Source organism: Methylobacterium sp. 092160098-2 (genome assembly GCF_028920805.1).
Taxonomy (GTDB): Bacteria; Pseudomonadota; Alphaproteobacteria; order Rhizobiales; family Beijerinckiaceae; genus Methylobacterium; species Methylobacterium fujisawaense.
Map to the genome: position 1 here is coordinate 2,945,461 of NZ_JAQPZJ010000001.1, position 14,369 is coordinate 2,959,829.

15 protein-coding genes are annotated in these 14,369 nt (G+C 70.8%); 6 read left to right on the top strand and 9 right to left on the bottom strand.

Annotated elements, in window-relative coordinates; all coding sequences use genetic code 11:
* Positions 1–198: 198 nt before the first annotated feature.
* A complete protein-coding gene (locus tag PQI07_RS13890; protein ID WP_274926800.1) occupies positions 199–2,949 on the top strand; it encodes a phosphoenolpyruvate carboxylase in 2,751 nt (916 codons plus the stop codon).
* 147 nt (positions 2,950–3,096) lie between these two features.
* Positions 3,097–4,068 (top strand): HpcH/HpaI aldolase/citrate lyase family protein, encoded by a 972-nt coding sequence (locus PQI07_RS13895; protein ID WP_043355694.1) that lies wholly within the window; start codon positions 3,097–3,099, stop codon positions 4,066–4,068.
* Between the two features lie 204 nt (positions 4,069–4,272).
* On the opposite strand, the gene PQI07_RS13900 is transcribed toward PQI07_RS13895, so the two are convergent.
* The 4 genes from PQI07_RS13900 to PQI07_RS13915 all read right to left on the bottom strand — a co-directional run bounded on the left by PQI07_RS13900 (position 4,273) and on the right by PQI07_RS13915 (position 6,943).
* Entirely contained in the window at positions 4,273–5,124 is an 852-nt protein-coding gene (locus tag PQI07_RS13900) for a glycosyltransferase family 2 protein (RefSeq protein WP_274926801.1), read from the bottom strand.
* Positions 5,121–5,714 (bottom strand): class I SAM-dependent methyltransferase, encoded by a 594-nt coding sequence (locus PQI07_RS13905; RefSeq protein WP_274926802.1) that lies wholly within the window; start codon positions 5,712–5,714, stop codon positions 5,121–5,123. Before PQI07_RS13905 ends, PQI07_RS13900 begins: the two co-directional genes overlap by 4 nt.
* The gene (locus tag PQI07_RS13910) at positions 5,711–6,448 is read right to left on the bottom strand and encodes a PIG-L deacetylase family protein (protein WP_043355972.1); all 738 of its coding nucleotides are present in this window, start codon (positions 6,446–6,448) and stop codon (positions 5,711–5,713) included. The genes PQI07_RS13905 and PQI07_RS13910 overlap by 4 nt, the downstream gene beginning before the upstream one ends.
* A 171-nt stretch (positions 6,449–6,619) precedes the next feature.
* Positions 6,620–6,943: a helix-turn-helix domain-containing protein gene (locus PQI07_RS13915; protein ID WP_043355970.1), complete on the bottom strand. Its 324-nt coding sequence runs from the start codon at positions 6,941–6,943 to the stop codon at positions 6,620–6,622.
* A gap of 221 nt (positions 6,944–7,164) precedes the next feature.
* On the opposite strand from PQI07_RS13915, the gene PQI07_RS13920 reads away from it, so the two are divergent.
* On the top strand, positions 7,165–7,680 hold the full coding sequence (locus PQI07_RS13920; protein ID WP_043381219.1) for an META domain-containing protein: 516 nt from the start codon (positions 7,165–7,167) through the stop codon (positions 7,678–7,680).
* 604 nt (positions 7,681–8,284) lie between these two features.
* On the opposite strand, the gene PQI07_RS13925 is transcribed toward PQI07_RS13920, so the two are convergent.
* Positions 8,285–8,563, bottom strand: coding sequence for a hypothetical protein (locus tag PQI07_RS13925; RefSeq protein WP_043758962.1), 279 nt, complete (start codon positions 8,561–8,563; stop codon positions 8,285–8,287).
* Between the two features lie 156 nt (positions 8,564–8,719).
* Here PQI07_RS13925 and PQI07_RS13930 point away from each other — a divergent pair, with 156 nt between their 5' ends.
* Positions 8,720–9,253: a gamma carbonic anhydrase family protein gene (locus tag PQI07_RS13930; protein ID WP_182592839.1), complete on the top strand. Its 534-nt coding sequence runs from the start codon at positions 8,720–8,722 to the stop codon at positions 9,251–9,253.
* Between the two features lie 39 nt (positions 9,254–9,292).
* Here PQI07_RS13930 and ppa read toward each other — a convergent pair whose 3' ends face one another.
* Both ppa and PQI07_RS13940 read right to left on the bottom strand, forming a co-directional pair.
* A complete protein-coding gene (ppa, locus tag PQI07_RS13935) occupies positions 9,293–9,826 on the bottom strand; it encodes an inorganic diphosphatase (protein WP_043347104.1) in 534 nt (177 codons plus the stop codon).
* A 111-nt stretch (positions 9,827–9,937) separates the two neighbouring features.
* Complete coding sequence (locus PQI07_RS13940; RefSeq protein ID WP_043347102.1) at positions 9,938–10,444, bottom strand: GNAT family N-acetyltransferase; 507 nt, start codon at positions 10,442–10,444, stop codon at positions 9,938–9,940.
* A gap of 213 nt (positions 10,445–10,657) precedes the next feature.
* Here PQI07_RS13940 and PQI07_RS13945 point away from each other — a divergent pair, with 213 nt between their 5' ends.
* Entirely contained in the window at positions 10,658–11,383 is a 726-nt protein-coding gene (locus PQI07_RS13945; RefSeq protein ID WP_274927720.1) for a tyrosine-protein phosphatase, read from the top strand.
* 3 nt (positions 11,384–11,386) lie between these two features.
* Here PQI07_RS13945 and PQI07_RS13950 read toward each other — a convergent pair whose 3' ends face one another.
* Positions 11,387–12,244 (bottom strand): prephenate dehydratase, encoded by an 858-nt coding sequence (locus PQI07_RS13950; protein WP_043347099.1) that lies wholly within the window; start codon positions 12,242–12,244, stop codon positions 11,387–11,389.
* A 24-nt stretch (positions 12,245–12,268) separates the two neighbouring features.
* The gene (locus PQI07_RS13955) at positions 12,269–13,012 is read right to left on the bottom strand and encodes a 3-deoxy-manno-octulosonate cytidylyltransferase (RefSeq protein ID WP_043347096.1); all 744 of its coding nucleotides are present in this window, start codon (positions 13,010–13,012) and stop codon (positions 12,269–12,271) included.
* 308 nt (positions 13,013–13,320) lie between these two features.
* On the opposite strand from PQI07_RS13955, the gene PQI07_RS13960 reads away from it, so the two are divergent.
* The gene (locus tag PQI07_RS13960; protein ID WP_274926803.1) at positions 13,321–14,298 is read left to right on the top strand and encodes a c-type cytochrome; all 978 of its coding nucleotides are present in this window, start codon (positions 13,321–13,323) and stop codon (positions 14,296–14,298) included.
* Positions 14,299–14,369: the final 71 nt, after the last annotated feature.

Sequence of the window (14,369 nt, forward strand, 5' to 3'; positions counted from 1 at the left end):
GGAGAAGGCGCGGTCCATCGGCGTACCGGCGGCGCGCTCGATCCTGAACCATCGCGTCCCTCACCCCGACCCTCTCCCGCACGGGAGAGGGGGCTCGTCGCGCTGGGCACCGGCCGATGCGCGTACCTCCCGAGCCGGCGGTGACGACGCTTCGCGCTGAACATCATCCAAGAAAACCGCGCGCCACGAGGTGGCCTCATGACCCGCACCCTTCACGCACATCCAGGTCTCGTCGACGCGACAGCCTTCGCGCCGCCGGTGATCGTCGGCACCTCGGCCGAGCAGGCGCTGGACATCCTGTTCCAGGCGCTGCTCGATGTCGCCCGCCGGCACGATCCCGACCTCGAGGCGGTCCTGCACGGCACGGCCGACATCTCGCGCTTCTCGCCGCAGATGCTGGCGCGCGCGCTGCAGGTGCAGGGCATCTGGTTCCAGCTGATCTCCATCGCCGAGCAGAACGCCGCGATGCGCCGCCGCCGGCACGTGGAGCGCACGGAAGGCCGTGCCGCGCTCAGCGGCTCCTTCGCCAAGGTCTTCGCGGATGCCCGCCGGCAGGGCGTGCCCCCGGAGAAGATCCAGGCGCTGCTCAGCGACCTGCGCATCCGCCCGACGCTCACCGCGCACCCCACCGAGGGCAAGCGCGTGACGGTGCTGGAGAAGTTCCGCCGGATCTACCTCGTGCTGCGCGAGCTGGAGATGCCGCGCTGGACCGATCGTGAGCGCAACGGTCTCATGAACGAGCTCCGCGACCAGATCGAGCTGGTCTGGATGACGGGCGAGCTGCACCTGGAGAAGGCGACGGTCGAGCGGGAAGTGGCCTGGGGGCTGCACTTCTTCGACGAGACCCTGTTCGAGATGCTGCCCGAGACCCTGGAGACCCTGCACGAGGCCCTCGCCGAGACCTATCCGGGCACGGACTTCAAGGTGCCGCCGTTCTTCCAGTTCGGCTCCTGGATCGGCGGCGACCGGGACGGCAACCCCTACGTCACGGCCGCGGTCACCCGGCAGACCCTGCACCGCAACGCCCTGGCCTCGCTCACCCGCTACCGCGACGGCGTGCGCGAACTGGGCCGGACCCTCTCGCTCACCGAGCGCTCGCTGCCGCTGCCCGAAAGCTTTCACGCGGAACTCGAACGGCAGCTCGCCGAGAGCGGCCAGGCCCGCGCCATCACCCGGCGCAACCCGGGCGAGCCTTATCGCCAGTATCTCTCCTGCGTCCTGCGCAAGATCGAGGCGACGATCGCCCGCAACGAAGGTGAGCACCCGTCCGGTCCCGACTACGCCAGCGCCGACGGCTTGATCGAGGATCTGCGCACCCTGGAGCGCGGCCTGACGGAGGCCAAGTGCGGGGCGCTGGCGCGGGATCTCGTCCGCCCTGTCCGGCGCATGGTGGAGATCTTCCGCTTCTCGACGGTCCGGCTCGACCTGCGCGAGAACACCACGCGGACCACCGACACGCTCCATGCCCTCTGGCGCCAGCGCAACGGCGACGGCGAGCCGCCGGCCCTCGGTTCGACCGCGTGGCGCCAGTGGCTCGATACCGAACTCGCCCGGCCCCGTGATCCCGAGCGGTCCTTCGAGGACCTGCCCGACGCCGCCCGGGAGACCCTCGCCACCTTCGCCCTCGTCGCCGAGATGCGCGAGGCCCTCGACCGGGAGGCGTTCGGCGCCTTCGTGCTGTCGATGACCCGCTCGGTGGAGGACGTCCTCGGCGCCTACCTGCTGGCCAAGGAGGCGGGGGTGTTCCTCGACGCGGCCGGGACGGAGATCTGCCCGCTGCCGATCGTGCCCCTGTTCGAGACCATCGACGACCTGCGTGCCGCCCCGGCGATCATGCGGGCGCTGCTCGGCGTGCCGGTGGTGCGCCGCTCCACCCGCTGGCAGGGCGGGGTGCAGGAGGTCATGATCGGCTATTCCGACTCCAACAAGGACGGCGGCTTCGTCGCCGCCAACTGGGAGCTCTACAAGGCGCAGAGCAAGCTGACCCGGCTCGGCGAGGAACTCGGTGTCGGCATCGCCTTCTTTCACGGGCGCGGCGGCTCAGTGAGCCGCGGCGGCGTGCCGACCCATCGCGGAATCATGGCCCAGCCGCCGGGCTCAATCCGCGGCCGGTTCCGCACCACCGAGCAGGGCGAGGTCGTCTCGTTCAAGTACGCCAACCGCGGCACCGCCGCCTACCAGATGGAGCTGCTCGCCGCCTCGGTGTTCGAGCACGCGCTCGCCGGCGACGGCGAGCGAGCGGGCCCCGGCCACGACGACGCCCTGGAGGCGCTGGCCGGCGCGTCCCGGGCGGCCTACGTCCAGCTGCTCCAGACCGACGGCCTCGTCGATTACTTCCAGGCGGCGAGCCCGCTGGACGAGATCGCGCTCCTCAACATCGGCTCGCGGCCGGCCCGCCGGTTCGGCGCCCGCTCGCTCTCGGACCTGCGGGCGATCCCCTGGGTGTTCGCGTGGTCGCAGAACCGGCACGTGATCACCGGCTGGTACGGGGTCGGGTCCGGGCTCGCGAGCTTCATCGACGTGCGCGGCCGCGACGGCGAGGCGACCCTCAAGCGGCTGTTCAACGAATCCCGCATCCTCCGCCTCGTCCTCGACGAGGTCGAGAAGACGCTGATGATGGTCGATCTCGACATCGCCCGCGCCTATGCGGGCCTCGTCCCGGATGCGGTGATCCGGGACCGGATCTTCTCGATGATCGAGGCCGAATACGCACTGACCCGGGAGATGGTGCTGCGGGTGAGCGGCGGCGCGGATCTCGCCGAGCGCTTCCCCCTGTTCCGGGACCGCCTGAAGGGGCGGCTTCCGACCATCAACCAGGTCAGCCGCGAGCAGGTGGAACTGCTCGCCCGCTACCGCGCCGAGACCGACGAGGACCGGCGCGAGGCGGTGAAGTCGGCCCTGCTCCTGTCCATCAACTGCATCGCGGTCGGCTTCGGGGCGACCGGGTGAGGCGGTGCGGGCCTCGCACGTTGAGGGATCGGATCGAAACGCGCCTGCGCGCCCTGTCAGGCAGCCCAGTGCGCGCCATTTGCCGCCGGTGAACGGGGTCCAGCCCCGCAACGGCATCAGAACCGTCACCAGGAGAGAGAATCCAAGATGAGCTTCACCCTGATCCAGCAGGCCAAGCCGCGCCTGCACCGGTCCGAACTCGCGGTCCCCGGCTCCAACCCGACCTTCATGGAGAAGTCGGCGCAGTCGGCCGCCGACGTGATCTTCCTCGACCTCGAGGACGCGGTCGCCCCCGACGACAAGGAGAAGGCCCGCACCAACATCATCCAGGCGCTCAACGACCTGGATTGGGGCAACAAGACCATGATGATCCGCATCAACGGTCTCGACACCCACTACATGTACCGCGATGTGGTCGACATCGTCGAAGCCTGCCCGCGCCTCGACATGGTGCTGATCCCGAAGGTCGGCGTGCCGGCCGACGTCTACGCCATCGACGTGCTGGTCACCCAGATCGAGCAGGCCAAGAAGCGTGACAAGCAGATCGGCTTCGAGGTGCTGATCGAGACCGCGCTCGGCATGGCCAATGTCGAGGCGATCGCCCAGTCGTCGAAGCGCCTGGAGGCGATGTCCTTCGGCGTGGCCGATTACGCCGCCTCGACCCGCGCCCGCTCGACGGTGATCGGCGGCGTGAACCCCGACTTCTCGGTGCTCACCGACAAGGACGAGGCCGGCAATCGCCAGACCCACTGGCAGGATCCGTGGCTGTTCGCTCAGAACCGCATGCTGGTGGCCTGCCGCGCCTACGGCCTGCGCCCGATCGACGGCCCCTTCGGCGATTTCTCGGATCCGGACGGCTACCGCTCGGCGGCCCGCCGCTGCGCCGCCCTCGGCTTCGAAGGGAAGTGGGCGATCCACCCGTCGCAGATCGATCTCGCCAACGAGGTGTTCACCCCCTCGGAAGCCGAGGTCACCAAGGCCCGCCGCATTCTCGAGGCCATGGAAGAGGCCGCCAAGGCCGGCCGCGGCGCCGTGTCCCTGGACGGACGCCTCATCGACATCGCCTCGATCCGCATGGCCGAGGCGCTGATCGAGAAGGCGAACGCCATGAAGGGCTGAGGCCGCCCGAACGGCGCGCCAAGCAGCTGCATGACCGGGGCCGGGCTTGCCGGGCCCCGGGGCAGATCAGAGCGGATCGCGGGCAAGCCCGTGACCGCGTGACAGGTTCGGATGAGGGTTGGAGAAGGCCCCGGAGCGGGTTCACCCCTCACCAGTCTCTTCGGGAGAAGGGACAAACTCTGCGGCGCGGCGGCCGCGACGGCCCTAGAACGGCCGATCGTCCGGCAGCCGCGCCGCAGCCATCTCGTCCGGCGTCGGGTCGCGATGGATGACGATCCCGTTCGACCGATCCGCCGCGATCAGCCCCAGCCGGGCGAACCCGTCGAGCCAGCCGTCCATCGGCCAGATTCCGTGCCGGTCGTGAAAGCGGGCCGCGTTGGCGACGATGTCGCGGAAATGCTGCAGGGGCGGGTCGTAGCCCGGATGATGCTGGTGGTAGGCCCGGGGGCCTCCCAGGAACAGGATCGGCACCCCCGCCTTCTCCGCCCGGGACGCCAGATCGGTGTCCTCCGCGCCGTAGCCGGAAAAGGTTTCGTCGAACCCGCCGAGGCGGTCATAGGTCTCGGCGCGCACCGCGAAGGCGAGCGACCAGAACAGCCCGGCCTGCGGTGCCGGCGCCACCACGCCTGCGGACGGGAAGGCCCGCACCGGGTGCGGCTGGCCGAACCGCTCCAGATCCGCCGCGCACCATCCATCCGCCACCGCGCCGGCCGGCAGGTAGCCGATCTCGCAGCAGATCAGGCCGTCCTGCTCGGCCACCGCCCGCGACAGGCCCGCGACGAGCCCCGCCGAGGGGATGCAATCGACGTCGAGGAAGATCAGCGTCTCGGCCCGGGCCGCCCGGCGCCCGGCATTGCGCGCCGCCGCGAGGGGCAGGCCGGCATGCGGGAACGCGACGCGCTCCACCGGGAAGGGCAGAGCCGGATAGGGCGCCTCATCGCCGCCGATCTCGACGACGACGCAGCGATCGGGTGGATCGCCGCGACCGAGACCGTCGAGCAGGCGGGTCAGGTGTGCGCGCCGACCTTTGTTGAGCGTGATGACCGCGATGCTCACGAGGCGGCTCCGGCGCGCAGGACATCGATCCGATAATCGGGGGTCCGCGACTGACTCAGGACCTGGGCGAAGGCGGTGGAGAGGCGGATGAAGCCATCGGCGGCACCATCGCCCGAAAGCGGGTAATCGGTCTCGCCCAGCCAGTGCACCAGAACGATGTCCCCGCCGGGCGCGATCGTCTCGCCGGCCCGGCGCACGAGCTCGGCGAAATCCGGCGGGGCCAGGAAGTACAGGAACTCGGAGAGGACGATCAGGTCGAAGGGCCCGGTCGGCCAGTCCGCCGGCATGGTCCCCTGCCGGATCTCGACATGGGGACGATCCGCGCATCGCGCCCGGGCGGCCTCCGCGGCGGCCGGGACGAGATCGGTGGCGAGGAGCCGGGCGCAGCGTTCCGAGAGGGCGCGGGTGAAGACGCCGATCGAGCAGGCCGGCTCGAAGGCGGACCGGTAGCGCGGCTGGGGAAGGGCCGCGAGCGTCGCCGCGTATTTCTCGCGTTCGTAGGGCGAGGAGGTGAAGCGCCAGGGATCCGGGTCGCTGGCGTAGATGCCGCGGAAGTAATCCTCCGGCAGGGTCTGGGTCCGCCGGGTCATGCGGGGATCGCGACGAAGCGCTCGTAGGGACCGCAGAGCCGGTCGATCATGGCGGGCTCGAGCCGGAAGCCCTGGGGATCGTCCGCGATGAGGTCGGTGGTCTGCGATTCGTGCGCCGCCACGGCCCGCGCCTTGGTCTCGCGATAGGCGGAGACGTCGAGGCGCAGGCCGGTCGGGCTTGGGCCGACCTCGGTCTCGGGCGGTAGGGTCCAGCCCCAGACGGGATACTCATAGACCCGGACTCCCGGCATCTGCGGTCGGGCGCGGGCGACGATCGCGGCGGCCGCCTTGTGATCGCAATGGGGATCGTGGCGCCACGTGACGAAGACCGCGCCGGCCCCGATCGCCGCGGCCGCGCGGGCCACGGCCGCCGCAGCCGCGTCGGCCTCCGGCCCGTCGCTCGGGACATGGGCGTCGGGCAGGCGCAGGAAGGTCACGTCCCCGGATCCGAGGCCGAGCACCGCTCCGGCCCGCTGCGTCTCCGCCTCGCGCAGGGCGCGCAGCTTCTCCGGCGGATAGAGGCGGGACTGCGTGTGCGAGCCGCATCCGTCGCTGACCACGACGAGGTGAACGGGCCGCCCGGACGCCCGGGCGGCTGCGATCAGGCCGCCGCATCCGAGGCTCTCGTCATCGGGGTGGGGCGCGACGACCACCAGCCCCCGGCTCCCCAGGAGGGCATCGAGGCTCGCCAGGGGCAACGCGTCGGCGGCGGCCAGAAAGGCGTCGGCGCGCATCACTGGCCTCCGGTCCGTTCGAAGACAGGACGCCGGTCGCGCGGCGACGGGCTGCTGACGAGATCGATCACGGGACGCTCCAAGGACGGTGCGCGGGTTCGGGCGTCCCTGGTTCTCGGATTCTGCGCCTGAACACGCCATGAGCGGCGCGTTCCGGAATTCCGGCGCGCGTTACCGATCGTTCTCGGTGGTGAGCGCGTCGGCGCGGGTGCCCTCGTCGACGCCCGGTCCGGCCGCCAGATGGACGCCGAGGGTCGGAGCGTCGGTGAACACCGCGCCGGCTGCGCTGAGGGCGCTCCGCAGGGCCTCGATCTGCCCGCTCGGCGGGTCGCTGTAGCCGCCCTCGAAATCTCGCACGAAGTGCTCGTCCAGGCCGACTTTGCCCGCGAGATCGGCCTGCGACCAGCCGAGCAGCCCACGGGCCGCCCGCGACTGCGCGGGGCTCATGATGGGCGCCTGCGTTCCGCTCTGTGCGCCCTCGTCCGATCCTGCCACGCTCACTCTCCTCCTCGGGTATCATCAACAACGATTGCGGTCGCGGATCGTTTCCGGGCACATCCGGTCGGAGCGCGACCATAATTGTGCTGAAATCCTGTCGCATCCGCCAAGGCGCAAGGATTCGGAGCGGTCTCTCGCGGGGCCGTGCTGCGCGGCCGGCGTGGCGCCTCCGGACCGGGACAACCTGCGCGCGGTGCGCGCGACATGGGGACTGGACGATGAGAGGGGTGCTGATCGCGAGCTTGGCCTGTGCCGTACTGGCCATGGACCTATCCGCGGTGACGCAGGCGCAGGCCCAGATGGGCGGTTCGCCGACGGGCTTCGGCCGGGGCAATCGCCGCCCCGGCGGCGAAGAGGAGAAGAAGCCCCAGTACGTGCCGGGGACCAAGGCCAGCGAGAAGATCTTCCCGCTCGATTCGACCTGGACCGCCGTGAGCCTCAACGGAAAGCCCTTCACGGGTGGCGACCGGCCGAGCTTCATCATCGACAAGCAGTATCGCGCCCGCGGCTACGGCGGTTGCAACACCTTCGCGGCGACCGCATTCCCGCTCAAGGAGCAGCACATCGCCGTGGGCCCGCTCGCACTCACCAAGAAGAGCTGCGACAAGGGCCTCGCCGCCGCCGAGCAGGCGTTCTTCATCGCCTTGCGCACCTCGGCGGTGTGGGACTTGGTCGGCTCGCAGCTCGTGCTCAAGAGCCCGAACGGCGAGCTGAAGTTCGACCGCGCCCTTTAAGGAGCGGTTCACCACGCCGCATGATGGCGGCCGCCGATTCAGACGGCCTTGAGGGGCGCCGGGGCTCATTCCTCGTGTATCGAGGAGGCCACGGATGCCAGTCGGAATCGGGATCGGACGCGGGGACCCCTCGCGTCCCGCGGTGACGCGGAGCCTCCGTTTCACGGGGCCCGAGGGGTTTCATCCCGGCGCCCTATGGCTCGCCACCGCCGTGCCGGCTGTGGCGACGCTTCTCCTTCTCGCGCGGCTGGCTTCCTGACGGGCAGCGCTGGCGGCGTCTTACCGGGACGCCGTCGCGTCCCGGGGCCGGTCGCCCTCGGCATGTCCGCGCGGCTCGGAACGATCCTGCGCTTGCGCCGTTACGGGCGGAAACAGCGAGGCCAAGCCCGCGGCGACACCATATAGAATTGGATCGGCGTTCAGGCCGCCCTCGGGCGGATGAAGATTGCTTGTCAGCAGAGTGCGACGGCGGGCCTCGCGCGCGTTCACGAGCATCTGTGCGCGTCCCCGTTGTTCAACTGTCCGAGACCGGTCAATGCCGCGCTCCGCGTTTCGTTGCCGCAGCGGGCGGAATTTTCTCCCGGAGACCGGACGCGACGGAAACTCAGCCCCGGCGCCGGAGACCCATCGCCGGTTGGACGTCGGGCGGCCGGCAGACGCTCGGCACGACATCGATGATCGACGCGCTCGGGCAGCGCGCCCGGCAGCCCTGGGCCGCGGCGATCTGGTCGCCGCCGCAGGCATCGGCGAAGCAGAAGGTCGCGAGATCCTCGCAGGTCGCCCGGAACCGGCCCAGGGGCGACCGCTCCCGCAGGTCCGCCGCCCCCGCCCCCTGCGTCAGCAGGATCACCGTCAGACCGATCAGAGCCGGGAATCGCGCCATCTCTGTTTCCCGTCCAGGTCGAGGCTGCTTGCGGAACCAGCCTAGCATTGGCAGCCTGGACGCGCCGTACCATTCCCGCGACAGGCGATGCGCGTCAGCGTCGCGATCCCGGCCGCATCGCGCGGCCGTTAAGCCCGATCCCCACGAAAGGCCGCCATGCCGCTCTACGCCCTCGACGATCACGTCCCCGACCTCGCCGACCCCGCCCGGGTCTGGATCGCGCCCGACGCGCAGGTGGTCGGCCGCGTGCATCTCGGCCTCGATGTCGGCATCTGGTTCGGCGCGGCTCTGCGCGGCGACAACGAGCCGATCCGCATCGGCGATCGCACCAATGTCCAGGAGGGCGTGATCATGCACGTCGATCCCGGGTTTCCCCTCGTCATCGGCAGCGACGTCACGGTCGGCCACGGCGCGATCGTGCACGGCTGCACCATCGGCGACGGCAGCCTCGTCGGCATGGGGGCGACGGTCCTGAACGGCGCCCGGATCGGCCGCGGCTGCCTCATCGGCGCCAACGCGCTGGTCACCGAGGGCAAGGAATTCCCGGATCACAGCCTGATCGTCGGGGCGCCGGCCAAGGCCGTGCGCACCCTCGACGAGGCCGCGGTCGAGGGGCTGCGGCAGGCCGCCCTGCGCTACGTGGAGAATGCCCGGCGCTACAAGGTCGGGCTGCGCCGCATCGACGGCTGAGGGACATGGGCCGCTCCCGGGCGGGAGCGGCCGCCCCGCTTACTTCTTGGCCTTGGCGCGCTCGATCGCTTCCTCGATCAGCCGGTGGGCCTCTTCCTTGTCGCCCCAGCGGACGAACTTGACCCACTTGCCGGGTTCCAGATCCTTGTAGTGCTCGAAGAAGTGCTGGATCTGCTGGATCGTGATCTCGGGCAGGTCGGTGTAGTTCTCGACCCGGTCGTACCGCTTGGTCAGGTGGCGCGAGGGCACCGCGATGATCTTCTCGTCTTCGCCGCCCTCGTCCTGCATCACCATCACGCCCACGGGACGCGCGCTGATGATCGCGCCCGGCAGCACGGCGCGGGTGTTGGCCACCAGCACGTCGCAGGGATCGCCGTCGCCCGACAGGGTGTGAGGGATGAAGCCGTAATTCCCCGGATAGAACATCGGGGTGTAGAGGAACCGGTCGACGACCAGCGCGCCGGATTCCTTGTCCATCTCGTACTTGATCGGTTCGCCGCCGAGCGGCACCTCGACGATCACGTTGACGTCGTGCGGCGGCTTCTTGCCGAGCGGGATGGCGTCGATCTTCATGGCGTGTCGCTTCCGGAATGCGGTCTCGTCCGCTTCCCGGATCTCTTAGTGGCGCCGCTTGGCAAAGCAAATCGGCCGATGGTGCGGCCCGGCAACGAGCGCTGGAAAACGTTAGCCGAACAGGAAGCCCACCTTGGGGAGCGGGATGCCCGCCACGCGGTCCAGCGCCCGCGGGCCGGCGACGCCGCCGAGCCCCTCGTAGAAGGCGCCGGCGCGGACATTGTCCTCCAGGCTCCACACGCCCAGCCGCGTGAGGCCGTGATCCGCGAGGTCGTTGCGCACCGCCCGGAACAGGCGCCGGCCGAGGCCGACGCCCTGATACTCCGGCAACAGGTAGAGTTCGTCGATCTCGGCCTCGGTGCCGAGCGCCCGGCTGCGCGTCCGTCCGTAGGCCGCGTAGCCGACGACGAGTTCGCCCGTCTCCACCACCGCGATCGGCCGGCCGCGGCGCAGGGCGCTCTGCCACCAGGCCCGGTCCCGGGTCGAGATCACCCGCTCCAGGGCGACGCCCGGGATGATGCCGCGATAGGCCTCGCGCCACGAGGCATCGAACACCTTGGACAAGCCGCCGAGATCGGCCTCGCGGGCCCGGCGGATGCTCGTGGTGCGCGTGCTCATGGGCTTCGGGCCTCCCGTCGTCCGACCGGCGGATAACCCGCGCGGCCCGCGCAGGTTCGATGCCGATCCAGGCGGAGTGAAGGCAAGAATGGCGCCGCGTCGCGTCGGCCTGCGTGACGTCGCGTGATGCCGGTGCCGGCCCGCCGGCCCGCGAATTGCCGGGCCGGCGGGCGGCTGATAGAGCCCGGGCTCGGTTCCCCCGGCAGCACGGCCTTGTTCAACCGCTTCCTCAAGCCCGAGAGGCGCTACGCGCGCCGCATGGCCCGGATCGCCCGCTTCGAGCGGCCGATAGCCGGCCCCGGCGACCGGCTCATGGCCTGGGCCAGCATGCTGCTGATCGACCACGGCGTCTTCCGCCTCGCCTATCTCAACCGGCACCGCGTCGGCTCCGGCGCCCTCTGGCGCTCGGCCCAGCCCGGCCCCCATCAGCTCGCCCGCTTCCGGGCCGAGGGCGTGCGGACGATCATCTCCCTGCGCGGCGGGCGCGAGCACGGATCCTGGCCGCTGCAGCGCGAGGCCTGCGAGCGCCACGGGCTCAAGCTGGTCGAGTTCGTGCTCCGCTCGCGGGAAGCGCCGGACCGGGCCACCATCCTCGGCGCCAAGGCCTTCTTCGCCGGCATCGAGTACCCGGCGGTGATGCACTGCAAGTCCGGCGCCGACCGGGCCGGCCTCGCCTCGGCCCTCTACCTGATCCTGCACGAGGGGCGCCCGGTGGCCGAGGCCGCCCGGCAGCTCTCCGCCCGCTACGGCCATCTCCGTTTCGCCAAGACCGGCATCCTCGACGCGTTCTTCGCCCGGTATCGCCTCGAGGGCGAGGCGAGGGGGCTCGACTTCCTGACCTGGGTCGAGACCGTCTACGACCCCGAGGCGCTCAAGCGCGATTTCCGGCCGGGCTTCTGGTCGGATCTGGCGGTGGACCGGGTGCTCCGGCGGGAGTGAGGATCACTCCGCCGCCGGCCGCGCCATCTCGCGGAAGGGGTGGGCCGGGTAGGTGCCGATCACCCGCAATTCGCGCGAGAAGTAGCCGAGTTCGTCCAGCGCCCGGCTGAGGCCCGGATCGTCCGGATGGCCGTCGACCTCGGCGTAGAACTGCGTGGCGGTGAATTCGCCGTCGACCATGTAGCTCTCGAGCTTCGACATGTTGACGCCGTTGGTCGCGAATCCGCCGAGCGCCTTGTAGAGCGCGGCCGGGATGTTGCGCACGCGGAACACGAAGCTCGTCACACAGGGCACGGTGCCCTGTTCCACCGGCTGGGGCTCCGGGGAGAACACCACGAACCGGGTGGTGTTGTGCGCCTCGTCCTCGACGTCGCGCTCCAGGATGTCGAGGCCGTAGACTCCGGCGGCGAGTGCGGGCGCCAGAGCCGCCCGGCTCGGGTCGCCGATCTCGGCGATCTCGCGGGCGGCCCCGGCGGTGTCGCCGGCGACCACGGCCTTCAGGCCGAGCCGGCGGATGATCCGGCGGCACTGGCCCAGGGCATGGACGTGGCTGTGGACGCTCTTCAAAGCCTCGCGCTGCGTGCCCGGCAGGACCATCAGCTGGAAGTGGATCGGCAGGAAGTGCTCGGCCACGATGTGCAGCGGCGAGATCGGGATCAGGTGGTGGATGTCGGCGACGCGGCCCGCGATCGAGTTCTCGATCGGGATCATCGCCCGCTGGGCGCGTCCCTCTGTCACCGCCGCGAAAGCGTCCTCGAAGGTCGGGCAGGGCAGCGGCGTCCAGTCCGGATACGCCTCCGCGCAGATGATGTGCGAGTTCGCCCCGGGCTCCCCCTGATAGGCGATGGTGCGGTCTGTCATGGCGGTCTGGATTCGTTCGTCGGGTCAGTTCAGGCGCCGGCTCTGGAGCAGGGCGCGGGCGCGCTCCAGGTCGGCGGGGGTGTCGACGCCCAGCGGCAGGTCGTCGACGATGGCAGCGTCGATGCGCATGCCGGCTTCGAGCGCCCGCAGCTGCTCCAGCTTCTCGCGCATCTCCAGCTCGCCGGGCGGCAAGGCCACGAATCGGCTGAGCGCCCTGCGCCGGTAGGCGTACAGGCCGATATGGTGCCAGAGCGGCCCGTCGCCCCAGGGAGCCCGGGCGCGGGTGAAGTACAGGGCGCGCAGGCGCCCGGGACCGACCATGTGGCCGACGAGCTTGACCACGTTCGGGTTGTCGGCCTCGTGGGGGTCGGTGATCGGCGCACAGAGGGTGACGATGTCGACGGTGCGGTCGGCCAGCGGCACGATGGAGGCGCCGATGATCGCCGGGTCGATGGTCGGCAGGTCGCCCTGGACGTTGACGACCACGTCGTGGCGACCCTCCGGATCGACGATGTCGAGCGCCTCGGCGAGGCGGTCGGAGCCCGATGGGTGATCGGCCCGGGTCATCACCGCGAGGCCGCCCGCGGCCTCGACCGTCCGGGCGATCTCCGCCGTGTCGGTGGCCACCACCACGGGGCCGATGCCGGCCTCCATGGCCCGGCGCCAGACATGGACGATCATGGCCTCGCCGGCGATGTCGGCCAGCGGCTTGTTCGGCAGGCGGGTCGCGGCGAGGCGGGCCGGGATCAGGACCAGGGGATCGGACATCGAGATTCGGATCCGGATGCGCGGATCGGGGCCGCGGCGGCAGGCGGCCGGCTGCTTAACAGGCCGGCCCCCGATTGTCGTCCCCCCGGAGACGGGCCGGAGCGCAGTGGAGAAAATGTGCCACTCGGTGACAAGCTGGGCAATTCAGTGGAACAATCCTGCGCTGGAGCGACGCGGAGCCCTCTGGTGGCATTGTCAGGAGCCGCCCGGAACCGCTAAGGCAACCTCGAAATCTTCCAATGTCCGGTGTCCGAGCCCGCTCGCCCGTGTCAGGCGCGCGATCGGCACGGCCGAGTTGCGAGAAGAGCATGAACTCGTTCGAGGTGAACAAGGTCCTGGGTGCGGTCCTCGGCGCCCTTCTGTTCGCGGCCGGATCGGGTTTCGTCGCCGAATTGATCTACCACCCGAAGCCGGCGGGCAACGCCGGCTACGACCTCCCCGAGCCGCAGCCCGAGGCCGCCGCCGCGGCGCCCGAGGCCAAGGTCGAGCCGATCGCCGTCCGCCTCGCCAGCGCCAATGTCGAGAAGGGCGAGGCCGGCACCAAGGCCTGCCATGCCTGCCACAATTTCGAGAAGGGCGGCCCGAACAAGGTCGGGCCCGACCTGTACGGGGTCGTGGAGCGGCCGAAGGCCTCACATCCAGGCTTCGACTATTCGGCGGCCCTGAAGGAGAAGGGCGGCACGTGGACCTATGCCGACCTCGACGGGTTCCTCACCAACCCGAAGGGCTACGTGAAGGGCACGAAGATGGCCTACGCCGGCATCGCTTCGCCGCAGGAGCGGGCCAACGTCATCGCCTATCTGCGAACCCTGGCCGAGACGCCGAAGCCGCTCCCCGCCGTCGAGAAGGACGAGGCCCCGTCGGCTGCGCCTGCGGCGGCCAAGCCTGACGACAAGCCCGCGGCTGCGCCCGCCGAGAAGCCGTCCGCCGACAAGCCCGCCGCCGGCAAGGCGTCCGAAGGCAAGGACAGCCCGGCCAAGCCCGCCGAGACCGGCACCGCCAAGCCGGTCGAGGCGAAGTCGCCCGGCAGCCCGCGGACGACCGGTGAATCGAGCGACCGCAACGCCCCGGCTCCGCCGGCCGGCGCCCATGACAGCGACCAGCAGGGTCAGCCTTCGAGCCTGATCCCCGCCGAGCCGACCGCGCCGACGGCGCCGGCCGCCAAGGAGCCGCCCGCGCAGGCCAATCCCGAGGCGGTCGACCGGGCGAAGGATCTCGAGGTCGGCGGCCCGACCAAGGACCTGAACGCGCCGCTGCCGACCCCGCAGCCGCTTCCGAAGGAGTAGAGGCACGGACCGGGTGCGGGGCTCCGGACGGTCCCGCCCCTCGCGTGTCAGGCGCGTTCCGCCGGCATGGC